The following is a 25117-nucleotide window of genomic DNA, read 5'->3' as shown; positions in this document are numbered from 1 at the left end:
ATTTACAATAAATTTTGATTTAATTATTTATTATTTTTTATTTCTTTACCCTAACTACTGACGAGTTTTCTTCATAGATTTTCTCTTATTAGTAGAAGTGTTTTTACCCTTTTTTCTTTCTAAAGAAGTTCTTCCATGACTACCTCTAGGTAAAACTGTTTTACTATTACTATGTTCTTTACCAACCTTTTTATGTCTACTGTAATTTCCACTATGGTTAAGATTTTTTCCTTGTGTTTTAGGCCTTATTAAACACTTCGGTCCATTTCCTATTAAATCTTCTCTTCCAGCTTCCACTAAAGCTTCATATACTATATCATACTTTTTAGGGTTTCTATATTGAAGAAGAGCTCTTTGCATTGCTTTTTCCCTCTTGCTCTTAGGTACATATATCTCTTTCATAGTTAATGGATCTACCCCTGTATAGAACATAGCTGTAGATAATGTTCCAGGTGTTGGATAAAAGTCCTGAACTTGCTCTGGCTGATAATTAATATCTCTTAGATATTCTGCTAACTCTATAGCTGATGCTAATGTGCTACCTGGATGACTAGACATTAAGTAAGGTATAATATACTGCTTCTTTCCAACTTGCTCAGTAAGATTATAAAACTTATCTACAAATCTATCATAGGTCTTCCCAGATGGTTTTCCCATATACTTTAAAACATCAGCACAAACATGCTCTGGAGCTACCTTTAATTGTCCACTTACATGATGTTCAACAAGTTCTTTAAAGAAGGTATCATTTTTATCAGCCATTATATAATCATAACGTAACCCTGAGCGTACAAATGCCTTTTTCACCTTAGGAGTAGCTCTTACCTTTCTTAGTAGTTCTAAATACTCAGTATGATCTGCATCTATATTTTTACACGGTTTTGGATATAAACATTGTTTATGCTTACATGCACCATGCTTAAGCTGAGTTTTGCATGCTGGACGTCTAAAGTTTGCAGTAGGACCTCCTACATCATGAATATATCCTTTAAAATCAGGTAGATTTGTTATTTCTACCACTTCTTGTAAAATAGAATCTTCACTTCTACTCTGAACTATTCTTCCTTGATGGAAAGTTATAGCACAAAAAGAACAATTTCCAAAGCAACCTCTAGAACTAACTATACTAAATTTAACCTCTTCTATAGCAGCTATTCCACCTGCTTCTTCATAACAAGGATGATAATTTTTTGTGTAAGGCAATCCATAAACATGATCTAACTCTTCCCTAGTTAGAGGCATCTCTGGTCTATTTTGTACCACATATCTATTGGCATGCTTTTGTACTAGAGTCTTTCCTCTTACTGGATCTTGTTCTTCATATTGAACCTTAAATGCTCTGGCATACTCCATCTTATCTATAGATACAGCTTTATAGGATGGTATCTCAATATACCCGCTTACATATTCTAAGTCATCTATCATATAGCATGTTCCAGGCACATGTCTTATATACTGAACTTCTAATCCATCATTTAAACAATTTGCCACTTCTACTATTTGCTTTTCACTCATTCCATATATAAGTAAATCAGCACCACTATCTACTAACATTGATTTTCTTACCTTATCACTCCAGTAATCATAATGGGCAAATCTCCTAAGACTAGCCTCTACCCCACCAATTATAACTGGAATATTCTTATATGCTTCTCTAATTTTATTACAGTATACAATAGTAGCTCGATCTGGTCTTAAACCCATTTTTCCACCTGGAGAATAAAGATCCTTTTCTCTAACTCTTTTAGCTACAGTGTAATGATTTACCATGGAATCCATGTTTCCACCATTAACTAAAAATCCTAATCTAGGTCTTCCTAACTTCATAAAATCTTCAGTGCTATGCCAATCAGGTTGAGGAATTATTCCTACTTTAAATCCTGCATCTTCAAGAACTCTAGAAATTATAGCAGTACCAAAACTATGATGGTCTATGTATGCATCTCCTGTTACTATTATAAAATCCAACTGTTCCCATTGTCTTTCTAACATATCATCTTTACAAATTGGTAAAAATCTATTTTCTAACATTTAATCACCTACTCAAATATAGTTCAAATTTATAATTCAACTCAAGGTCTAATTATACTATAAAAAGAATCAAGAGACTATTTCTTTTACAAAATAATCTCTTGACTCTAAATTAAATATATTGGTATTTTATAATAGTTGGCTAAATTAATTTATAATGTTACTTAAAACCCTTAACACCTTAAGCTATTTTAGTAACTTTCTCTTCCTTTAACATCTGTGCTACGTAGTTAGCTAAATCAACAACTCTTGCTGAATATCCCCACTCATTATCATACCAAGATGCTATCTTAATCATGTTACCATTTACCATAGTTGATAATCCATCTACTATAGAAGATCTGCTATCTCCTTTAAAGTCTACAGATACTAAAGGTAATTCACATAATCCTAATATTCCCTTAAGTTCATTTTCAGATGCTTCTTTAATTACTCTATTTATTTCTTCTACTGTAGTTTCTTTTTCCACTTCACAAACTAAATCTGTGATAGATACAGCAGCTGTTGGAACTCTTAATGCAAATCCATCTAATCTACCCTTTAATTGTGGTAATACTTTTGCAACCGCTTTTGCAGCTCCAGTTGTAGTTGGCACTATAGATTCCCCTGCCGCTCTTGCTCTTCTTAAATCTTTATGGCTCTTATCAAGGATTTGTTGATCATTTGTATAAGAGTGAACTGTAGTTATAAATCCTTTTTTAATTCCAAATTTATCATCTATTACTTTAGCTACAGGCGCTAGACAATTAGTAGTACATGATGCATTGGATATGATTGTATGTTGTGATAAATCTAAATCAGAATCATTTACACCCATTACTACTGTTATATCTTCATCTTTACCTGGCGCTGTTAATATAACTTTCTTAGCTCCTGCTTTTACATGATCCATAAGTTCTTCTTTTGTTTTAAATTTTCCAGTAGACTCTATAACTAAATCAACCTCTAAGTCCTTCCAAGGAATTTCTTTTGGTGATCCACATCTTGTTATCTTTATTTCTTTATTATTAATTATTATTGAATCCTCTGTTGTCTTAACGTCTCCTTTGAAGGTACCAAAGCATGAATCATAAACAAATAAATGTGCAAGTGTTTTTATATCTGCTCTAGCATTTATAGCTACAATATTAAAATCCGTCTCAGGACTTTCACATGCTATCCTTAAAAAAGTTCTTCCGATTCTTCCGAATCCATTTATTCCAACGTTTATCATAATTGAACCCCCGCAATTCATTGTTATACTCTTTATATCAATATAGTATATCACATTAGAATATGTGTCAAATATAGTATATCATATTTTTTCTTAATTTCCCGTTGAAATATAGTATTTACTTTCATTTTCTTTTATTTACTACCATTTTCATATTTATATTTATGTAAAAAATATTTAATTTACTAGGTTGGTTATTAAATTTCATTAAAAACTAATCATTTAAATCTGATATATGTGCTACACTTTTGCTTTTATAATATAAATAAAAATCCCACCAAGTTTGGTGAGATTTTTATTTGTTATTTTTAAAGATGAGTTTGAAGTTTAGCTTTAATATCTTCTGGAGACATATACCCTACCATTCTATCTACAGGAATTCCATCTTTAAGTACTACCATAGTAGGTACACTCATAACAGAGAATTTTTTAGCAAGAGATCTACTTTCATCAATATCTGACTTTAAAAATTTAATTTTACCATCAAAATCTCCTTGAATATCTTCTAATACTGGGGTTAATCTTTGGCATGGTCCACACCAGGTAGCAAAGAAATCCACTAAAACTAAACCTTTGCCTGCTTCATTTTCAAAATTATTTTCATCTATAACTTTCATAATAATCATCCTCCTATTCTTTTAAAGGTTAATACCTTTATTTTACTATAAATACATAAATTAAAAAAGTCTTCTTTTCATCATTATCTCATTTTATTTCGTATATCTAAGTATAATCCTTAAAAATCCTTTTAATATCATCATCAATCTACGAATTTCAAAGATTATACCATATCAATATTTTTTATATGCTATTTTTCTAGCCATTAACCCTATAAGAGGAATTTCATATTCTTTATATTCATAACACTTTACCATTGAAATAATTTCAAATATAGTTATAACTATAGCAACTATACCTGTTATTATTGCTGATAGTAATATAGTACCTAGGGCCCCATATGCTAGAGGTCTAAAAAACATTAATCCTATACTACCACCTATAATCATAAATATAATAGAACTAAATATAATACCTACAATATTTATTAAAAAAGCTTGCATAGCATGAAACTTCACAAAGCTGCTATCCTTTTCTAAAATATAAATTACAATAGGAGCAAGCCATGCTATAATCTTTATTCCTGGAATAAAAATTACTACTATTGCTGCACCGTAAGCAATCAGCGCCATAACATTAGCATCTATATTTCCTATAGAAGACTTATGTGGTTCATAAATATTCATATAATACCATCTCCTTTTATATCCATATAATTATATTATTCCTTAATATAGTTATAATTACAATATATTTAATTCCTTATTTTTAATTTTTTAAATTTATAAAATAAAGGAATGGAAAAAGCTCATAAATAGTTAATTTTGATTTATGAACTTTCTCCATTCCTAATAAATATGAAATTATATATGTTTATACTTACTTAAGCTCACCATGTTTTTCATAATGTGCAATTTCTTTTATTTTATTGCTATGATCTACAAAAACCACTGCTGGCTTATGTTCTTTGGCTTCTTCTCCATTCATTTCACAATAACTCATAATTATAACCTTATCTCCTACTTGAACACATCTAGCTGCTGCTCCATTAAGGCATATAAGACCACTACCTCTTTTTCCTGCTATAGTATAAGTTTCAAATCTACTTCCATTGTTAATATCTACAATTTGAACCTTTTCATATTCTAGAATTCCTGCTGCATCAAGTAAATCTTCATCTACTGTAATACTCCCTACATAATCAAGCTCAGCTTGGACTACAGTAGCTCTGTGTATTTTTCCCTTTAACATCGTTATTGTCATTGTTTTTCCTCCTAATTATATGTGATAAGTAAAGTTATCAATTAATCTTGCTTTTTTAAAGTACACTGCCAATGCTACTAGGACATCCTCCTTAATCTCTTTTACCATCTCTAAACTTTCACTGCTTACCACTTCTATATAATCTATTTTGGCTAAATCTTCTTTCTCTATATTTTCCCTAATTAGCTTTTTAATATTATCTGGATTTCTTTCTCCATCCTCTAATAGTTTTTTAGCCATAGAAAGAGATTTATTAAGCACTAATGCAGCCTTTCTTTCTTCTGGAGATAAATATATATTTCTTGAACTCTTCGCAAGTCCATCAGTTTCTCTAATAATTGGACATCCTACTACTTCAATATCAAAATTCAGATCTCTTACCATTCTTTTTATAACTGCTAATTGCTGAGCATCCTTTTCTCCAAAATATGCTCTATGGGCAGGTATAATATTAAATAACTTAGAAACTACAGTGCAAACTCCTCTAAAGTGCGTTGGTCTACTACTTCCACAAAGTCCAGTGGTCAAACCACCTACCTCTACAAAAGTTGAAGCATCTTTATAATACATATCTTCACTTTCTGGATGGAATATTAAACTTGCTCCAGCATTTTCACAAAGTTTTGAATCCCTTTCTAAATCTCTAGGATATTTATCTAAATCTTCATTAGGTCCAAATTGAGTTGGGTTTACAAAAATACTAACTACTACTCTATCATTTTCTGATACAGCCTTTTTAATCAAACTTTCATGACCTTCATGTAAATAACCCATAGTTGGAACTAATCCTACTTTTAAACCTTGAGCCTTCCACCCTTTAACTACTTCTCTTACTTTTATTACATCATTTAATATTTCCATAATTTTACCTTCTTTTTAGTTTAATTTTATTAATTCATTCAGCACTAAATTTACTTTTAATATAGTTTAGATATAACTTCTTCACTTATTTTAAATCCATGCTCTAGTGCTGGAAAAATTCCCTTACTTACATCTTCAATATAGGCTTTAAAAGCTTCTGTCATTGTAGCTCCTAAATCCGCATATTTCTTAACAAACTTAGGTGTAAAATCATTAAACATTCCTAACATATCTTGATATACAAGAATTTGCCCATCGCAACTAGCTCCTGCTCCAATACCTATTGTTGGAATTGATATTTCTTTGCTAATTATCTCTGATAACTTAGCTGGAACACACTCTAAGACCACTGAAAATGCGCCAGCTTTTTCTACCGCTTTTGCTGCTTCAATAAGTTCTTTAGCCGCTTCTTCACTTTTTCCCTGCACCTTAAATCCCCCTAAGGAATTTACTGATTGAGGGGTTAATCCTATGTGTGCCATTACAGGAATAGATGCTTCAGTTATAGCTTCAATTCTATCGCACATATCTACTCCACCTTCTAGTTTTACGCATTGAGCACGTCCCTCTTTCATAAGGCGTCCTGCATTAAAAACAGCGTCATAAACAGAAGTTTGATAAGACATAAATGGCATGTCTGCAACTACTAAAGCATTTTCTGTTCCTCTTGCTACGGCCCTTGTATGATGAATCATATCCTCCATAGTTACTGAAATTGTATCCTCATAACCAAGGCACACCATCCCTACTGAATCTCCAACTAAAATACCATTAATTCCTGAACTATCAATAATCTTAGCCATGGAATAGTCATAGGCAGTAAGCATAGTTATTTTTTCACCCTTTGCCTTTGCTTCTCTAAATGTTATAGCCGTATTTTTCATTTTATTTTTCCTCTCCTAGAAATTTTTCAATCTCACTATAATCTCTATTTTTATTTTTTTTCTTTGCCACCTTTAACAAATTATTATTTAACATCCTATATAAAACTTTATCTTCCTCACTTAAACAAGCTATATGAGCCTTCATGGTAGATAAATCCCCTCTTTCCAATGGTCCTGTAAGGCTTTTTACCATTCCTGAAGATTTTATATTCTCTATATTATTGGTTATAAGAGGATATAAGGCTTCAATGGCTAAATCTTCACTAAAACCACACTGTTTAAGATAATTTACGCCATTATTAATAAGCCCTAGAACCAAGTTACTGCTAATAACTGATGCTAAGTGATATAAACTCTTGCTTTCTTTTTCAATAATTTTTACAGAATTACCTAGAGAACGAAAAATTTCAGCTAATTTATCAATATATTTTTCATGTCCCTCAATAGTTATAAAAGCTTTTTTAAAATTTTTATAGGAATTATATTTGTCTGATATGGCAAACATAGGATGTATAGAATATGGGTAAGCACCAAACCTGCTTATATCTGAAAAGATTTCCGAAGATAACAAACCACTACAGTGGCATATTAATTTATTTTTTATAGACAACTCTTTAAGCTCATTCCAAACCCCCTGAATTTCTCCATCTGGGGTAGTAATAAAAATCACATCACTTTCTTTCATTAACTCCTTTAAGTTTATGAAAGATTTTGTGCCAGTAAATTCTGCGGCTTCCTTTGCTGAGCTATGATTCCTACTATAATATCCAATAAGTAAGATACCATTCTCTTTAAAGTATTTTCCTAGTGAAAAACCAACCTTCCCGGCTCCAATGAATCCAAATTTTATAACAATCACTCCTCACTTTATCTGTTTTCTAAGTTAATATTAAAACAATACATAGATATTAACTGCAATTAAAACTAAAAATCATGTGAAGTAATTTGTTATCTAAGTCTCATTCTAAAAGATATGAGCTGTCCGTAAAACTTTTCCTTTATAGCTATTTCCCTAGAGAATAATAGCTATATACAAATTAGAATATTATTTTTCAATCTATATTCTAATTTAAAGATATAATCAAATTATAGGTGCAGTTATTTCTATACTGCCCATAATTACTTATATCACAATTATATAAGTAATTCAATGTATATAAATTGTATTTTTTAGTTTTAAAATTCTATAAACACTCTCATTAATTCTTTTTTCGGTAATTATACCATTTCTAACAGCTTCTACTACTCCATCTATGGCTCTATTTTGATCATGTATACCTGCTGATACTATTATTACGTCAATCCCTGCTTCTATAGCTTTAACCGCTGATTCATTAGTTGGATACTTACCTTTAACTCCCTCCATAATCATATCATCTGTAACAACTACTCCATTAAATCCTAACTCTTCCCTTAAAAGCTTTGTGACAATATTTTTAGATATACTTGCTACGTAATCCTTATCCAGTTGAGGTAAATATAAATGACCTACCATTATCATATCAATACCATTATCTATTGCATATTTAAATGGGATTAACTCTAGATTTCTTATTTCATCAAGGGATTTATTTATAACTGGCACCCCCACATGAGAGTCAACATCTGTATCTCCATGTCCTGGGAAATGCTTTCCTGCTCCTAAAACACCTGCACTCTTCAAACCTTTATATACTTCCGTCCCCATTTTCTTAACAATTTTAGGATCATCTGAAAATGCTCTATTACCTATAACTGGATTATTAGGATTAGAATTCACATCTAGCACAGGTGCGAAGTCAAGATTAAAACCTAAAGACTTTATAGTTTCACCTATAGCTTTTCCATGTTCAAAAGCATAATTTAAATCTCCAGTGGCTCCTACATCCCATGCAGATTCAAAACGTCCCATTTCCTTAGGAATTCTACTTACAACTCCACCTTCTTCATCCACTGACATAAAAAGTTTAACCTTGTTTTCATTATTTAACCCATTCAAACTTTCTATTAATTTTTTTGTTCCACTTACAGTGTTAATATTTTTACTAAATAATATTATCCCTCCTACTTTTTTATTTTTTATTAAACTAATAATATTATCATCCACTTCATAACCATCAAATCCAACAATAAACATCTGACCTACTTTTTCCTCTAATGACATAGCATCTATTTCATCTTGTATTGAGTCAACTTGAGGCTCCTCTTCACCGAATTCTTCTACCCTATTATTATTTTTCAAATCCCTATTAGACTTATCTCCTATATCTATTTTATTATTATACTTTGATTCTTTGCTTATAAAGCTACATCCATAGAATAAAATATTTGATGTGCAAATAACTACTACAATCATTATAACCTTTGTTAATTTACTAATTATCTTGAAAATATTTCTATTGTTTTTCATTTATTTTACACCCCTTTAATTTCCTATAATAAAATACACAAAATAAACCACACTAAAATTATATTCAAATTTAATTTTTTAGGAGGAATTCTTATGACAAAGGATAGTCAACCAGATAACAAACAAGCTAGAATGGAAAAATGTAATTATCAAACACCAATTACTAGTGAGACGGGAAAAAATCATAATAGAACTGCTAAAAAGCACTCTATTAAGAGAGAAGGATTTCAAAGCCCTCATATAAATTAAAATTATAACCTATCCTTAAGTAATGGGGAAATTCCCCATTACTTTTTTAATATATTTTAATATATTATTCTTTTATAACATATTAACACCTTTATTCAACTGTAGTAATATATTTATATACGGAGGTGTATAAATTATGATTTATTTTGCTCATAGAGGTGCTAGCAAAAATTATCCTGAGAATACTTTGCTTGCCTTTCATAAGGCTATTATTGCAGGTGCAAAAGCAATTGAACTAGATGTTCATAAAACAAAGGATAATAAACTAGTAGTTATTCATGATGAAGATGTTGCAAGAACCTTTCAGGGTAAAGGACTTATAAAAGACTTAACCCTCGAAGAAATTAGTTCCTTAAAATCTAAAAATATTGATTTTGAAAATAGCAAGTTATGCAAGATTCCAACTTTATACCAGGTCTTAGAGTTACTTAAACCTAGTAAAGTCTTTATAAATATAGAACTTAAAACTGATGTTATTCACTATAAAAATATAGAAAAAGACGTGATTGATTTAATAAAAAACTATGGTATTGAAAACCATATATTACTTTCTAGTTTTAATCACACTTCCCTTGAAATATGCAAGTCTATAGATAAAAATATAAAATTAGGTGTGTTAATTGATAGCAAAATTGATAATATAATTGCCTATGCTAAAAATCTAGGTGCTTATTCTTTAAATCCTAATGTTTATTTAGTAAATGAGCCTTTAATCAAATTGGCTCATAATAATAACTTAAAAGTATTTACCTACACCGTAAATAAACCATTTATAGCCAATCACCTTGATAAAATTGGATGTGATGGTATCTTTACCGATAACATAGAGAAATTTATTTAAGTATGATTTTAAGTTCAGTAGACAAAAGAAGTTAAATTACTTGCTTTAACACTTTATATTATACTTTATACTAAGTTATTTTAATATTCATAATTTTAAAATAACCGTAGAAGTACTTTTACTTATAATGGTATAATTATTTAGAGTCCAAAAATAATTATTGAAAAGGTTGTGATAAAATTGAAAACAAAACGAATAGTTTACAGCGGACTTTTAATTGCTTGCAGCATTTTACTTCCCCAATTATTTCATTTAGTGGGAGGTCCAGGTATTGGAACAACACTTCTTCCTATGCACATTCCAGTTTTAATTGCTGGATTTATCCTTGGTCCTATTACCGGATTAATAATTGGAATTTTAAGTCCTATTTGTAGCTTTTTATATACTGGAGGAATAATGCCTGCAATACCTATGTTATATCTTATGATAGTTGAGCTAGGTACTTATGGATTATTTACAGGTCTTATATTTAAGAAATTTAATTTCAACATATATGTATCACTTATTGTATCTATGATTGCAGGTAGAATAACTAGAGGTTTAGTTTTTGTCGTTGCTACAAAATTTTTGGGAATTTTTCTTCCTCCTGCTATGGGTATATCTATAGCAATAACTCAAGGTATTCCCGGAATAATACTTCAAATGCTAATTATACCACCAATTCTCTATTTGTTATGTAAGCTACCATATACTAAAAACTTAATGACTTAATAAATTTGGAGGCGTATTAAAATGAAAACCCGTATAAAAGCTTTACTTGAAGAATATAAATATAGCTGTATCCTTATGAGCAAAGAAAAAACTGTGATGACTTCCTTTGATAAAGGTGTAAGCCCTATATATAAATATATCAAAGAAAATGGAGTGTCTCCTATACCATTAATAATGGGCGATAAAATTGTTGGAAAGGCAGTTGCTCTGCTGGCTATTTATGGTGGTGTGAAATATATCTACACACAAATAATTAGTCAAGGTGCTATAGATATTTTAAATTCCCATAATATTAAATTTGACTACGAAGAAATAGTTCCTTATATAAGTAATCGTAAAAAAGATGGGCAATGTCCTATGGAAGCATCTTTGTCTGGCACAATAAATCCTGAAGAAGGATTTAATATAATTGATACATTTATTAAAAATAGAGAATTAAAGGAGTGTACAAAATGATTTATAAACCCTATGGTAAAACTGGTAAAATGGTTTCTGCCCTCGGCTTTGGTGGAATGAGATTTAAAGATGATTGTTCCATTGAAGAAGGAGCTGAAATAGTTAGGTATGCAAATAGCCTTGGTATAAATTACTTTGATACTGCACCTAACTATTGCAAAGATAGAAGTGAAGATATCTTTGGAGAAGCTTTTAAAAATATGCCTGGTGAATTCTATGTATCTACTAAAAGCAGTCTTGGTAGTGAACCAGATGCAGATTCAGTAAGACGTAGAATAGAAAACTCACTCAAAAGACTTGGTATAGACAAAATTAACTTTCATCACATGTGGTGTATTATGGACCTTAATCACTATAAAAAAGTTATGGCCAAAGGTGGTCCTTATTGGGGAGCTCTTAAAGCTAAGGAGGAAGGCTTAATAGACCACCTAGTATTTTCTACCCATGCTTCTGGTGAAGAAATTAGAATTATGGTAGAAGAAGGTTATTTTGAAGGAGTAACCTTAGGGTACAACATTTTAAACTTTCCGTATCGACAAGAAGGTATTTTAGCTGCCCATCAGCATGGTCTAGGAGTAGCAACCATGAACCCTTTAGGTGGTGGATTAATTCCTGAAAATCAAGAATATTTTTCATTTGTAAAACAAAATCAAAATGAAAGTGTTGTACAAGCAGCGCTGCGTTTTAATGCTTCTCATGAATGTATTTCAGTAACTCTATCTGGTATGGGTAGTAAGGAAGAAGTTAAGCATAATGTAGATGCTGTTAAAAACCTTACTATTCTCAAAAACTCTCAAATAGAAACTTTAAAATCTTCTCTTAGGCAAGATATGAATCAACTATGTACAACTTGTCAATATTGCAAACATTGTCCTAAAGGTATTAATATTCCTAAATATATGGATTTATATAATTATTACGTATTAAAAGGAATTAATGGTATAAAAGAAATGTATGAATTACTCTCTAAATATGGCGATATTGACTTTGAGAAAGATATGGCTCCTAGTGATTGCATTGGCTGTAAAAAATGTGAAACTCTATGTACGCAAAAGTTAAATATAGTAGACAGACTAGATTGGATTAATCGCAATGTGATTACTAACTAGCTATTTATAGTAGTTAGTTATAAAGCTTAGTCTTAAATTAAAAATATATGGATTTATTAACATTTCATTTAATAAATCCATATATTTTCTTTGTTATGTACTTTAAAATAATAATCATAAACTTTTTATAATTTTATTAATCTCTTAACCTATTTTTATTAACAACGGTAGTATTCCTCCCCTTTTCCTTAGCCTCATAAAGGTTTATATCTGCTCTATGTATTATATCTTCGGTATTCATATCTAAATCTCTAAAGCCATATACTCCGAAACTACAGGTTATACTAAATTTATTTCCTTTATGTTCAAGGGTCGTTTCCTCTAAATTTTTCCTAATTCTTTCTGCAATAATTTCTGCTTTATCTTCATCTGTATCATTTAAAACTATTAAAAATTCTTCTCCACCATAACGTCCAATCCAATCACTTCCATTACTTCTAATATATTTTGAAGCAATTCTCGTAAAATCTTTTAATACATTATCTCCAACTATATGACCATAGGTATCATTAATTTCCTTAAAATAATCTATATCTGCCATTATAACAGACATAGATTTTTGTTCCCTTATAGATTTCTCAACATCAACTTCTAATCGCTCTCTTATGTACCTTCTATTATATACACCTGTAAGATCATCTATTAGGGTAGTTTCTTGTATATTTTTCAAAAACTTCTCAATAGATTCTGCATATTCCCTCTCTCTATCTATAATAGCTCCTCCTTTTGATATATCCTTCACTAATTCAACTATATAGGTTTCCTTACCAAGGTTTATAGGAGAAGCCATAACTAGAAAAATCCTGTTTTTGTTATACTCTATCTTTACTACTGTTTCATTGATTTCATATGCTTTTTTAGAAATACAATTTTCACATATACCATTCCTATCCCATAACTCATAACAGTGTGTATCAGTATTTATAGTATTGTTATCTGTTGATAAAATTTTATTATTATTGGGATTAATTATTCTTATCATATCATATATATTTTTAAAGATTGAAAGTCGCTCTTTCACATCATCCATTATATCCATACTTCAAAAACCTCCTTGTTTAAAATATGGCTTCATTTGTTCTGTATTTTTTTTCAACTGTAATAAAGTACATCTCTACATGTAATTCTAAAATATCTTTCATATATATTTTGAAAAAATGATCTAGAATATACTTCTATTTAACTATTCATCTATAGGAAGTACATCTATATATTTCTCTGATACATCATTTGTCAAACTTTCTACACTCATAAGTTTTTTATTAATCTGCTTAGTCCTTGTACCTACAAGCTTATCTAAATCTGTACTTGCTTGATTTAACTTTTTCTGTGTAGCTTTAAGCACCTCTTCAAATTTTCCAAACTCTGTTTTAACTGCTCCAAGTACATTCCAAACTTCACTAGATCTTTTTTCAATTGCAAGAGTCCTAAACCCCATCTGTAAACTATTTAAAAGTGCTGCTAAAGTTGTTGGTCCTGTTATATTTATCTTATATTCTCTTTGAAGAATTTCAACTAAATTAGTTCTTTTAACAACCTCTGCATAAAGACCTTCTATTGGTAAAAACATAATTGCGAAATCAGTGGTGTAAGGTGGGTCTATATATTTATCTCTAATATCCTTAGCTGATTTCTTTATAGCTGTTTCTAACTTTTTATAACCTTCTTCTATTAAACTTTGGTCTCCTGTATCATAGGCATCCACTAAATTGTGGTATACATCCAAAGGAAACTTTGAATCTACAGGAAGGTATACTACATCAGAGGTTTTATCCTTACCTGGAAGTCTTATTGCAAATTCCACATTATCTCTAGATCCTTTTTTAGTTACTACATTTATATCGTACTGTTCTTTAGTAAGAATTTGATCTAAAATTCTTCCCAATTGAATTTCTCCTAAGGTTCCTCTAGTCTTAACATTAGAAAGAACTTTTTTTAAATCTCCCACTCCCATAGCTAAGGTTTGCATCTCTCCTAGTCCTTTATGCACAACTTCCAATCTTTCACTTACCAACTTAAAGGATTCTCCTAATCTCTTCTCCAATGTACTTTGTAACTTTTCATCCACAGTTTCCCTCATTTTTTCTAACTTATCCTCAGTAGACTTAAGCAACTCACCCTGTTTTTGGGATAAATCATTAAATTTTTCCTTTTGAAGATTATTAAACTCATTAACACTTTTAGAAAATTGATTTTCAAAGGATTTAAGTGATTTTTCTATAGTATTAGAATATGTATCTAGTTGATTCTTTTGAAAATTTGCTATTTCACTCATTCTACCTAAAATAGCTTCACTTAACCTTTGTATTTGAAGGTTCAACTCAATTCTAGCTTCTTTTTCACCTTTTCGAGATTCTTCCCTATTTCTAGAGATTTCATCTCTAAAGGCTTTTTCTAATTTATCAACACTTTTATCTATATCTCCTACCCTTTGTTCTATATGTAAAATTGAATTCTCAATATCAGCTGTACTGCCCTTTTGAATTGTGCTTCTAGAATCCTTTAATTTTAAAGTAAAATATATATTTATAATTAACAATATAATTACAATAACCAATAAAACTTCCATTACCTCATCCCCAATCTTAAAATTTATATAAGAATATTACTCTCAAATACCATTTAAAGGCTAAATAGAAAATTTTATCTATTTAGCCTTATATTTAAGGTAAAATAAGAAACATGAAAATATGTTCCCTTGGTCATTATATCATTTTTCAGTATAAAATTACAAATAGATTAAATTATTAAACTCTTCAATGTTTTTTACTACCCATTTAATTTATATTAGATACTTTTCATAAGTACAATTTTAAACTCAGTACCTATGTCCACTTTACTTTTAACTTCTATATATCCTCCTTGGGCTTCAATAATTGATTTACTAAGAGATAATCCAATTCCAACAGACTCAGATTTTCCCCCTTTATAAAATCTCTTAAAAATATTAGGAAGATCCTTTTCACTAATTCCCACTCCATTATCCCTTATTACAATTTTTGTATTTATAGGATTTTCTTCAAGTTCTATATGGATTTCACCATTATAACTATGTTCTACACCATTCTTAACTATATTAATCAACGCTTCTCCTAACCATTTCTCATCATAATTAAACATAAACTTATTTTTATTTTTTTTATTAATCTCTTCTATATTACTTATTACCGTTTCTTCATACATATTACTTTCAAATACTATATTAACTTTATTTTCTGCTGCCATCATTGCAACATTGTCTATAACTTCATAAATAGTATTAACTAAGCTATTTTCCTTCATGTTAAATTCAATTGCTCTTGCATCTACCTTGGCTAGCTTCAATATACTTTTTATAAGCCAATCCATACGATTTAATTGTGTCTTGCTATTATGTAAAAATTTTTCCCTATTATCTTCACTAATTTTCTTATTACTTAAAATATCATTATAAATAATAAGGGCAGATAGTGGTGTTTTTAATTGATGAGATATGTCTGATAATATATTTACTAGAAACTCCTTTTCTTTTTTTAAGTCTACCATCTGACTTTGTAATACTTGTCTCATATTTTTAAATCCATAGGAAAGTTTTGCAAAATCTCCTTCCTTTTCTTCATAAAGATTTACATCATAGTTTTCCTCTAGTATTTCCTTTGAGGCTCTTGTCAAATTTCTTACTCTACTATATATACCTCTATACTGAATATAATTTAATAATATTAGTAAACCTCCAAATGTACTACCTATAATTATAAATATAAATTTACTATTTTTAAAAGCTTCATTTATTCCATCTATATACATTATATTTATATTTTCTTTATAACCATAATTATCTATAATTTTTTCTCCTAATTTTATCTCTTCCTTTGTTGGCACCTTAAATGCTGCCTCTACTAAATCCGCTTCAAGATTAGGAAATTTTTCTACCATTGTAGATAGCATTGCAGCCCTGCCATCTATATATTGACTCTTTATGTTATTAAAATAAAAAGTAATCCACATATTAACGATAAATATAAATATTATAACTATAAATAATAACACTATGGAACTCTTTTTTAATTCTGGATTTATAAGCTCTTTCATTAATTTCTCCTACTTTCCATTAACAACTTCTTTTATCCACATATAGCCTAGTCCTCTTTTCGTTATAACATATTCTGGCTTACTAGGATTATCTTCTATTTTTTCTCTAAGTCTTTTTATATAGACTGAAAGAGTATTTTCCTCTACATATGCTCCTTCTTCACCAAATAATTCCTTTAATATATGATCCTTGCTAAGTAATATTTCTGGACTCTGTAGAAATGCTAAAAGAAGCCTATATTCCTTTGCCGTTAATGATATCTTTTCATTACATTTGGATACTTCTGCACTAGATGTGTTAATAATTATATCCCCTGATCTTAAAGTTGTTATATTATTATCACCTTTGCCAACTCTTCTTAAAACTACACGAATTCTTGATAATAACTCCTTTACTCTAAAAGGTTTTGTTATATAGTCATCACCACCTATATCTAATCCCAAAATTATATTTACTTCTTCATCTAAAGCAGTTAAAAATATTATAGGTGTGTCCTTCTTTTCTTTCACGTATTTACAAAAGTCATAGCCACTTCCATCAGGTAAATTTATATCTAGAAGTATTAAATCGAACTCCTCATTATTAAATTTTTCTTTTCCATTCTCTATAGAACCCACTCTAAAAACCTGATACCCTTCTTCTTGAAGGGTATATTCTACTCCTAAAGCCAATGCCTCATCATCTTCAACTAATAAAATTCTATTCATTACATAACCTCCTCCATAAACAAATTTTCAAATTATTTATTAACACTATTTTATAACTTGCATTTATACCTTAATTTTATCATTAAAATCATATAACATTATAGGAATTTTAAAAAGCCTAGATTATAATTATATTAAAACAAAAATCCAAAGAATATTTCCTTGGATTTTTGTTTTATCTATTTCTTATTCTTATTTTAGAATAACTGTTTTATTTAATAATAGGTCTATATTATTTACTCGCCTCTTATACTATCAATAATATTTTGTTTACTCAATCTTCTAAGAGGTATTAATGCCGAAACATATCCCATAATAATTACAGCTACAATAGAAATAATAATACTATTCCATGGTAATGTGAATTTGAAATCCCTAATATTTGACATAGGATTATATAGTATATATGCTAGTATAGTACCTGCTACTGAACCAATAATTCCTCCATATAGTCCAAATAATACACCTTCAAAGGTTATCATTTTTCTCACTTGTTTCCTTGTCATCCCTATAGCTTTTAAAGCTGCTATTTCCTTATTTCTAAGAAGAATATTTGTAGTTACCGTATTTACAATGTTTACTGCACTTATTAAGGTTATTACTATTATAAATCCCATAAGCAATATACTCATTTGCAATTTATACGCCTTTTCACTTTTAGCAGATTCTATTTTATTATAATAGCCAATTCCTGCATTTGTATTTTCTATCTTTCTTAGCGATTTGTCTATTTTATCTAAATAACTTTCATTCTTAATCTTTATTCCCACATCTGTAACTTTAAAGTTTTTCATCTGCTGCTGATTGCCTTCTATTATATTCTTAACAGTATTCTTACTTCCTATAACGTTTAATACTCCTTGATAATCTAAATCACTAAAAGGCTGAACATCCATAATTGCTACTACTTTAACCTTCTTAAGCTCCTTACTATTAAAGTTCTCTTGTCCATCTGAATATTCCACATCACTAATTAGTATATCATCTCCTACTTTAAGATTAGCCATGGGTGCAATAAGACTTCTCTTATCTCCAAAGAATGTTGTTTCTCTAACTATAATTACTTCTCCATCCTTAAGATTATCAATGCTACCTTCCTTAATATATTTCTTAGCCACATTTAACTTATTATCTTCATAGGCTTGAAATACAACACTAATTTTCGATTTATTTTTTCCATCAACTTTACTCTTGAATAAATCTTCATCCCTATTTTCTGCTGCCCACTGTCTTACTTCTTTAGGTATAGCAGAATCCTCAACAAATCCTTGAGTTAATATGAAATTATAATGTTTATAGACTTCACTTACCCCTGAAATATTTCTTACTTCTTCAATTAATTTATTATTTATAGCATCTAGTTTTTCAGTATTACCATTATCATAAATGGTAAATGCAATGTCATTATCTTCAGTAACCTTCTCAGAAAAATTATCTGAGAACTTAGCAAAGCTCATAAAAGTTACAAATAGGGTTACACTTATAGCCATAGATAATACAGTGATATAAAATCTTCTTTTATTTCTCTTAACATTTTTTAGAGCCATGGCTGTATCTATTTTAAAGAATTTTCCTAAAAATTTACCACTCCTATTTCTCTTTTCTTTCTTAATTAAAGATTGACTACTTATAGCTATTAATGGCGAAATCTTACCTGCACTTCTAGCTGGTAGATAAGCTGAAACATATATAGTTGCTGCTCCTATACCACTACTTAATAATAGTACAAATGGTGATGTTACTACATTAAGGTTTGAAAACTCACCCAATCCTGACATCTTATTAAAGGTAAATGCAATACAATATACAGCCACTATTCCAAAGAATACTCCAAGAGGAATACCTATAAATATCATAATAGATGCTTCTCTAATTACTAAATTCATAATTTGTTTTTTAGTAGTTCCAATAGCTCTTAACAATCCAAACTGCTTCATTCTTTCTGCTATGCTAATATGGAAAGCATTATAAATAACCACTACTGTAGCCAAAACAACAATTCCTATAACAATGAAAACTATCATAAATAGAGATTTATTCATATCAGCATTACTAGACTCCCCTATAAGTCTTAGTAAATCTTTATTTTGTACTACTTCACTTTTACTACTAACAAGATTAGATACTTCCTTAATCACTTCTTGTTTATCAGCTTCATCATTAATTTCAACTAATACTGTGGAATCTTCTTTCACATTACTATCATTCTTTATTAAATAAGCCTTTGATATTCCTTCACTTTGATTTTGCCAATCATCTTTAGCTATTCCAGATAAGGTATAATCTTTTTCATCTCCATCTTCATCTTGTATTTTAATTATATCGCCTACTTTAACTTCTTCATCAAAATATCTAAGAATCCATCTTTCAATAACAACTTCATTATTACTCCTAGGTAATTGGCCTTCTTCCAAATTTATATTCATAAGTTTAAATGCAGCTTCATTTAAATAGTTAAGTTCAATGTTTTTATCCTTTATAAATGGAACAGCGTTTTTACTAATCATAATCCCTAAACTATTAACATTTATATTAGTTTGAATCTTATTTATTTCATCTTCAGATACATTAGTTACAGCAACATGAAATGCCCCTATACTTTTCTTTGAATTTTCAATCATAGAATTCTGCACTGTTAATATAAAAGTACATATTGATGTTATAAGTGCTACTGACAATATTATTCCTATTATAGTTAATATTGTCCTTTTTTTATTATCCTTTAAGTATTTTCCACTTAAAGCTTTATAACTATTAATCAATGTTTCTTCCCCCTATGCCATAGTTTTATCACTTTCAATTTTTCCATCACTTAAAGTTATAACTCTATCTGCTTGTTCAGCCACATTCCTATCGTGAGTTATAAGTATTAGAGTTTGATTATACTTTCTAGCGGTAACCTTTAAAAGCTCTATAACTTCCTTAGAATTCTTACTATCCAAATTACCAGTTGGCTCATCTGCAAGAATTATAGATGGCTTATTTATAAGTGCTCTTGCTATTGATACTCTTTGTTGCTGCCCTCCTGAAAGCTCTGATGGAATATGTTTTCTTCTATCTTCAAGACCGATCATAGATATAATTTCATCTAAATATTTTTTATCTACCTTCTCACTATCAAGAAGGGCAGGTAAAGATATATTTTCTTCTACATCGAGAATAGGCATTAAATTAAAGAATTGAAATATAAATCCTATATTTCTTCTTCTAAAGATACTAAGACCAGTTTCATTTTGTTTGTATATGTCTATATCATTTATAAATACTTTTCCACTAGTAGGTATATCTAATCCTCCAATTAAATGAAGTAATGTAGACTTTCCAGAACCTGAAGCTCCTACTATAGCTACAAATTGTCCTTTATCAATGCTAAAGCTAATATCATCTAAAGCACGAACCTGACTATTTCCTTCTCCATAATACTTCTTTAAGTTTTCAACTCTTAAAATCTCCATACATAATTCTCCTTCAATCTATATTAAAATTTTGTAGTTACAATAATTTAACTCTTAGCCTCAATAGTATTTAGATTAAGGTTGTATTAATCACTACACTTCTCTTTACAAATATCATTATATATATTTAACTATTTTTTCACCATAAACCTTACCTTACATAATTAATAGTTTTCTTACATTTTAGTCATATAAGAAAGAGTGTAGCAAATTGTCATTAAACAAATTTAACTACACTCTTCCAATTCTAAAAGTTAATTATATAACTCCATTTCTAAATCAGTAGTAGATGAATGTTCAAATTCACATATATCATATCCAGATACACTTAATTGAAAATCCTTCTTTTTTCCTCTCCCTATATACCCTTCATAACTACTATTTGAATTTACTGAATTAAAGTTTTCTTCATTACCTAAATCAGCTCCATCAAAGTATACTCTTCCTCCATGATTATCTTTTAAATTAACCTTCATAGCATATTTGTCAAAATCAGTGGTATACTCTATATCCCTTCCAACTAATATAACATTTTTTCCTATTGGCATGTAGGATTCTATATTTATATAATTAGCATTGATGGTAACATTATTAGGTAGCACTTTTCCTTCTCCATAATCCTTATAAGTACCTCCTGAATATACCCTAGCATTATTACAATCAATTTTAACATTCTCAGCATTTATAAATTCCCTTAAATCTATTTCTAGATAATTGCTAGTTTTAATATTAATATTTTTAAGAGTATTATTATGTGGTAAATTTACATATCCCCCTCTAGGACTAGTAAAAATCAATGTATCTTTCAAAACTTTACTATCCTTTATTGTTAGATTTGTATAATAATTACTATTAAAATTAATGTCTACTCCCACTGGAACTTCTATAACAATTTGAGCATTATTATTTTTTTCTTCCATAAGTGTGTAAATAATTGCATCATACGATTTTTCAAAAAATCCCCTTATATTTTTTGCTTCAAAAAAATTATACATAGTTCTGTCTCCTACAACTTTAAGACCCTTTGTATTGGCATCATAGGAAGTTTGTACCTTCATATCATTTTCTATATATTCTAGTACCTTAACCCTTGTATTTTTATCTGATGAAGACTTAATTTCTACATTATACCCTTTATTTTCCAAGGATGAAATATCAACAACATCAACTTGTTTATCTGTTACAAATACTTCTCTTTCCGAAGGAGTTGCATTTATTATTTCTCTTTGAATTCTATAAACTTCATTTGCAATTTTAGGCATCATATATGCTCCACTTATAATAGACCCTGTAATTCCTACTGCAAGAAACACTCCAGCCACAATAAGAGATTTTTTCCATCTATTCATTAAATTTTTCCTCCTTATCATCTATATTTTCTGCTTTATAATCTACATCTATATCTTCTGTAAAAATAGGTTTTTCTTCGTAAGCCTTATCTTCTACAGAAATTTCTTCTATCTCTTCATTTTTCTCAGTAGCACTTTCAGTATTCTTCTCATTACCTTCAGTGTTTTCTTGTTGATTTTTAACTCTTACATACATATTCCTAGTTTTAACCCAAGATATATAGCTCACTACTAGGTATTTTAATCCTTTATATACTAAACAATATAAGATCCAACATAAAATAATAAATCCAGTCCATGCTATACAAGCAAAGAATCCAAACACGCCCATAGATATATCAATTCCACAAAGGAATGCAGCTCCTAGATAACCTATAAAGTTTGCAATTGACATTCCAACAAGTCCTAAACCACTGGCTATCATAGACATAACTATTGTTAAAGCTGGGAAAAATAATAAAATACTTATAACAACTATTATTAATTTTACTCCAGCAGAAGATATCTTTCCGTTAATTACTGAATTGGAATCTAAAAATTCCTTAGTCTTATTACCTGCCTTTTTTCCTTGTCTCTTTACATTTTTCCAAAGATTTTTAGCGTCCTTAGAAACTTTATCTTTAAGTTCACTATTGCTACTACTTGTAGATTTGCCTTGCCCCTTCATCTCCTCAGTTAATTCTTTTGCAATGCTCTTAGGAGAACCTAATGTTTTTATAATCTCCTCATCACTCTTTCCCTGTAATTCTCCATTTAAGAAAAATTCTTCATAGTCTCTTAATATATCATTTATCTCAAGTTCACTAAAAGCTCCCTTTAAGTAATCCCTAAGTATATCTAAAAAATCATTTTTAGTCATTATCCTTATTCTCCTTCCTATAACAATCTAATATTATATTTACATCCCTTACAAACTCATCCCATTCTTTAACTAAAGTACTTAAATTACCTTTTCCATAGTCTGTAATCCTATAGTATTTTCTATCTGGGCCACCTTCAGACTTCACCATATAGGTTTCAAAATTTCCTTCCGTAGTAAGTCTTCGTAATAATGGATATATGGTGCTTTCCTTTACTGACATAACGCTTGAAATATTTTCTACAATTTCATAACCATACATATCTCTGTCATTTATAAGTGTAAGAACACAGATTTCAATTACACCTTTCCTGAGTTGTGTACTCATATCTAAACCTCCTTTATTAAGTTTTAACAACATACTTTTCTTTGTATATATTTTAACTATCCTTATACTATGTAAAACACAATAGTGTCTTAAAAAATATAGAAGTTACTGTGTATTAGACAACCCTTCTAAAACTCTAGCAACTTCACTATGTAAAACATAGTAGTCCCTTTTAAATTTGGTACTACGTTTTACATAGTACCCTTACATTCTTATGTTATCATAGTATCGTGTTATACACAATAGATACATATTAAAAATATCATAAATAAAACATAAAGATTATATCCGATGACTCCCAGCTCTAATACGCCTATATTCTAATTAGTGTACAAGTTCTTTATATTAAAATAACCAAGGCATTAAGCCTTGGTTATCCAATGTTAAAATAAATTATTTATAGCTTTCATATACTTCTTGAATCTTATCCCAGTTAAATAAGTTCCAAATACTATTAACGTAATCTGGTCTTACATTCTTATATTTTAAGTAATAAGCATGTTCCCAAACGTCGATTGTTACAAGTGGTTTTTTGCCTTTACTTAAAGGAGATTCTTGATTTAAAGTAGCCATAACTTCTAGTTCACCATCACTATTTAAAACTAGCCATCCATAGCCTGAACCAAATTGTCCAATAGCAGCTTTAGAAACAGCTTCTTTCATGTTTGCAACACTTCCAAAGGCTTTATTGATTTTTTCAAGTAATTCTCCCTTTGGTTCACCTTTTCCTCCTGGTGTTAAAATACTAAAGTAAAAGTTGTGGTTTGCCACGCCTCCACCTTGATTAATAACTCCTTGACGAATTTCATTTGGAATACTATCTAAATTCTCTAACAATTGTTCTAAAGTTTTACCTTCAGTAAGAGCTTCATGTCCTTCAAGTAATTTGTTAAGATTATTTACGTATGTTTGTAAATGTTTGCCGTAGTGAGTTTCTACTGTTAAAGCATCAATGTGTGGCTCTAACCCATTATATTCATAAGGTAATTTAATTTTATTATATGTCATTTTAATCCACCTACCCTTTCCATTTATAACATATGCTTATATTTTACCACTTTTCATCCATATAAGCACTAATAAAAATTTTTAATTACAATTTATTATTATAAATTATTTAATATATTATTCATTGATATTTCATATACATTAATATGTTCAAATTTATTTTAAAAATCAATAATTAAGGAGTGATATTTTATGAAATCCACACTATTAATGTGGGAATGCATTGGTGCAATCATGATTTTCCTAATAGGTGCATTAATACATTTTGGCTATGAAGCAACAAATAAATTATCTTTTACTTCTGGTATCTTTGCCGTTAATGAAAGCATATGGGAACACTGTAAGCTTACCTTTTGGTCTCCTCTAATCTTTGCTATTATAGAATATTTTTTCGTAGGTAAATATGTAAATAATTTTCTCTTTGCAAAGACTCTAAGCGCTTATATTACAACAATTTCAATGTTAGTTCTTTATTATGAAATGCTTAAAAAGAATGGCCATCACTCACTGCTTAAAGATTTAATTATCTTTGAAGTTAGTATTCTAATAGGACTATTAGTAAGTTATAACTTAATGTTACTACCTGAATTTCCACCAATAATGAATAAGATAGCCATTATTATGTTAGTTGGAGCTACATTCATATTTTACCTATTTACTTATTGTCCACCGAAATTACCTATATTTTATTGTCCAGTATCTAATTCCTATGGTATCAAGAATTAAATTCTCACAACAAATATTATCAAAAATGACTGTATCAAAATTAACTAA

25 protein-coding genes are annotated in these 25117 nt (G+C 29.3%); 6 read left to right on the top strand and 19 right to left on the bottom strand.

Translation table 11 applies throughout. The features are described from left to right. Positions 1-54 precede the first annotated feature (54 nt). From ACTNBA_RS07505 to nagZ, 9 genes are all read right to left on the bottom strand, one after another. On the bottom strand, positions 55-2031 hold the full coding sequence (locus ACTNBA_RS07505) for a YgiQ family radical SAM protein (RefSeq protein WP_035132606.1): 1977 nt from the start codon (positions 2029-2031) through the stop codon (positions 55-57). Between the two features lie 181 nt (positions 2032-2212). Further along, entirely contained in the window at positions 2213-3247 is a 1035-nt protein-coding gene (gene gap, locus ACTNBA_RS07500) for a type I glyceraldehyde-3-phosphate dehydrogenase (protein WP_346868915.1), read from the bottom strand. A 305-nt stretch (positions 3248-3552) separates the two neighbouring features. Then, positions 3553-3861, bottom strand: coding sequence for a thioredoxin (gene trxA, locus ACTNBA_RS07495; protein ID WP_156964322.1), 309 nt, complete (start codon positions 3859-3861; stop codon positions 3553-3555). Between the two features lie 174 nt (positions 3862-4035). Then, positions 4036-4488: a magnetosome magnetite crystal formation protein family gene (locus tag ACTNBA_RS07490; RefSeq protein ID WP_035132610.1), complete on the bottom strand. Its 453-nt coding sequence runs from the start codon at positions 4486-4488 to the stop codon at positions 4036-4038. Positions 4489-4681: 193 nt separating this feature from the next. Continuing rightward, complete coding sequence (panD, locus tag ACTNBA_RS07485; RefSeq protein WP_346868834.1) at positions 4682-5065, bottom strand: aspartate 1-decarboxylase; 384 nt, start codon at positions 5063-5065, stop codon at positions 4682-4684. A gap of 15 nt (positions 5066-5080) precedes the next feature. Next, positions 5081-5926 carry a pantoate--beta-alanine ligase gene (gene panC, locus ACTNBA_RS07480; RefSeq protein ID WP_346868835.1) on the bottom strand — a complete coding sequence of 282 codons (846 nt, stop codon included), beginning with the start codon at positions 5924-5926 and terminating at the stop codon, positions 5081-5083. A 56-nt stretch (positions 5927-5982) separates the two neighbouring features. Next, positions 5983-6810, bottom strand: a complete 828-nt coding sequence (gene panB / locus ACTNBA_RS07475; RefSeq protein ID WP_441073269.1) for a 3-methyl-2-oxobutanoate hydroxymethyltransferase — start codon at positions 6808-6810, stop codon at positions 5983-5985. A 1-nt stretch (position 6811) separates the two neighbouring features. Further along, on the bottom strand, positions 6812-7669 hold the full coding sequence (locus ACTNBA_RS07470; RefSeq protein ID WP_441073268.1) for a Rossmann-like and DUF2520 domain-containing protein: 858 nt from the start codon (positions 7667-7669) through the stop codon (positions 6812-6814). A 288-nt stretch (positions 7670-7957) separates the two neighbouring features. Continuing rightward, complete coding sequence (gene nagZ, locus ACTNBA_RS07465; protein ID WP_441073267.1) at positions 7958-9199, bottom strand: beta-N-acetylhexosaminidase; 1242 nt, start codon at positions 9197-9199, stop codon at positions 7958-7960. Between the two features lie 93 nt (positions 9200-9292). Between nagZ and ACTNBA_RS07460 the strand changes: the two genes are divergently transcribed. The 5 genes from ACTNBA_RS07460 (at position 9293) to ACTNBA_RS07440 (ending at position 12565) form a co-directional block, all read left to right on the top strand. Continuing rightward, positions 9293-9448, top strand: coding sequence for a hypothetical protein (locus ACTNBA_RS07460; protein WP_167402876.1), 156 nt, complete (start codon positions 9293-9295; stop codon positions 9446-9448). A gap of 136 nt (positions 9449-9584) precedes the next feature. After that, positions 9585-10289: a glycerophosphodiester phosphodiesterase gene (locus tag ACTNBA_RS07455; RefSeq protein ID WP_441073266.1), complete on the top strand. Its 705-nt coding sequence runs from the start codon at positions 9585-9587 to the stop codon at positions 10287-10289. Between the two features lie 180 nt (positions 10290-10469). After that, positions 10470-11000: an ECF transporter S component gene (locus tag ACTNBA_RS07450; protein ID WP_441073265.1), complete on the top strand. Its 531-nt coding sequence runs from the start codon at positions 10470-10472 to the stop codon at positions 10998-11000. A 21-nt stretch (positions 11001-11021) separates the two neighbouring features. Further along, positions 11022-11456: a DUF1893 domain-containing protein gene (locus tag ACTNBA_RS07445; RefSeq protein WP_441073264.1), complete on the top strand. Its 435-nt coding sequence runs from the start codon at positions 11022-11024 to the stop codon at positions 11454-11456. Next, positions 11453-12565: an aldo/keto reductase gene (locus tag ACTNBA_RS07440; RefSeq protein WP_441073263.1), complete on the top strand. Its 1113-nt coding sequence runs from the start codon at positions 11453-11455 to the stop codon at positions 12563-12565. Before ACTNBA_RS07445 ends, ACTNBA_RS07440 begins: the two co-directional genes overlap by 4 nt. 136 nt (positions 12566-12701) lie before the next feature. Here the strand turns inward: ACTNBA_RS07440 and ACTNBA_RS07435 are convergent, their stop codons facing one another. The 10 genes from ACTNBA_RS07435 to ACTNBA_RS07390 all read right to left on the bottom strand — a co-directional run bounded on the left by ACTNBA_RS07435 (position 12702) and on the right by ACTNBA_RS07390 (position 24343). Beyond that, positions 12702-13604, bottom strand: coding sequence for a GGDEF domain-containing protein (locus ACTNBA_RS07435; protein ID WP_441073262.1), 903 nt, complete (start codon positions 13602-13604; stop codon positions 12702-12704). A 144-nt stretch (positions 13605-13748) separates the two neighbouring features. Continuing rightward, positions 13749-15134 carry a DNA recombination protein RmuC gene (locus ACTNBA_RS07430; RefSeq protein ID WP_441073261.1) on the bottom strand — a complete coding sequence of 462 codons (1386 nt, stop codon included), beginning with the start codon at positions 15132-15134 and terminating at the stop codon, positions 13749-13751. Between the two features lie 218 nt (positions 15135-15352). Continuing rightward, the gene (locus tag ACTNBA_RS07425; RefSeq protein ID WP_441073260.1) at positions 15353-16636 is read right to left on the bottom strand and encodes a sensor histidine kinase; all 1284 of its coding nucleotides are present in this window, start codon (positions 16634-16636) and stop codon (positions 15353-15355) included. A 9-nt stretch (positions 16637-16645) separates the two neighbouring features. Beyond that, positions 16646-17344: a response regulator transcription factor gene (locus ACTNBA_RS07420; RefSeq protein ID WP_441073259.1), complete on the bottom strand. Its 699-nt coding sequence runs from the start codon at positions 17342-17344 to the stop codon at positions 16646-16648. A gap of 236 nt (positions 17345-17580) precedes the next feature. Beyond that, positions 17581-20106, bottom strand: a complete 2526-nt coding sequence (locus ACTNBA_RS07415; RefSeq protein WP_441073258.1) for an ABC transporter permease — start codon at positions 20104-20106, stop codon at positions 17581-17583. Positions 20107-20118: 12 nt separating this feature from the next. After that, a complete protein-coding gene (locus ACTNBA_RS07410; protein WP_346877870.1) occupies positions 20119-20799 on the bottom strand; it encodes an ABC transporter ATP-binding protein in 681 nt (226 codons plus the stop codon). Between the two features lie 254 nt (positions 20800-21053). Continuing rightward, the gene (locus tag ACTNBA_RS07405) at positions 21054-22148 is read right to left on the bottom strand and encodes a hypothetical protein (protein WP_441073257.1); all 1095 of its coding nucleotides are present in this window, start codon (positions 22146-22148) and stop codon (positions 21054-21056) included. Beyond that, a complete protein-coding gene (locus tag ACTNBA_RS07400) occupies positions 22141-23007 on the bottom strand; it encodes a DUF1700 domain-containing protein (protein ID WP_346848900.1) in 867 nt (288 codons plus the stop codon). The genes ACTNBA_RS07405 and ACTNBA_RS07400 overlap by 8 nt, the downstream gene beginning before the upstream one ends. After that, on the bottom strand, positions 23000-23335 hold the full coding sequence (locus ACTNBA_RS07395) for a PadR family transcriptional regulator (protein ID WP_441073256.1): 336 nt from the start codon (positions 23333-23335) through the stop codon (positions 23000-23002). Before ACTNBA_RS07395 ends, ACTNBA_RS07400 begins: the two co-directional genes overlap by 8 nt. Positions 23336-23728: 393 nt before the next feature. Then, positions 23729-24343, bottom strand: a complete 615-nt coding sequence (locus tag ACTNBA_RS07390) for a superoxide dismutase (RefSeq protein ID WP_441073255.1) — start codon at positions 24341-24343, stop codon at positions 23729-23731. A gap of 192 nt (positions 24344-24535) precedes the next feature. Here ACTNBA_RS07390 and ACTNBA_RS07385 point away from each other — a divergent pair, with 192 nt between their 5' ends. After that, positions 24536-25069, top strand: a complete 534-nt coding sequence (locus ACTNBA_RS07385; protein WP_346877871.1) for a DUF6512 family protein — start codon at positions 24536-24538, stop codon at positions 25067-25069. Positions 25070-25117: the final 48 nt, after the last annotated feature.

Source organism: Clostridium sulfidigenes (assembly GCF_052067195.1).
Lineage (GTDB): Bacteria > Bacillota > Clostridia > Clostridiales > Clostridiaceae > Clostridium_J > Clostridium_J sulfidigenes.
Note: the sequence above shows the minus strand (reverse complement) of the source record. Positions and strands in the feature narration are given on the sequence as shown.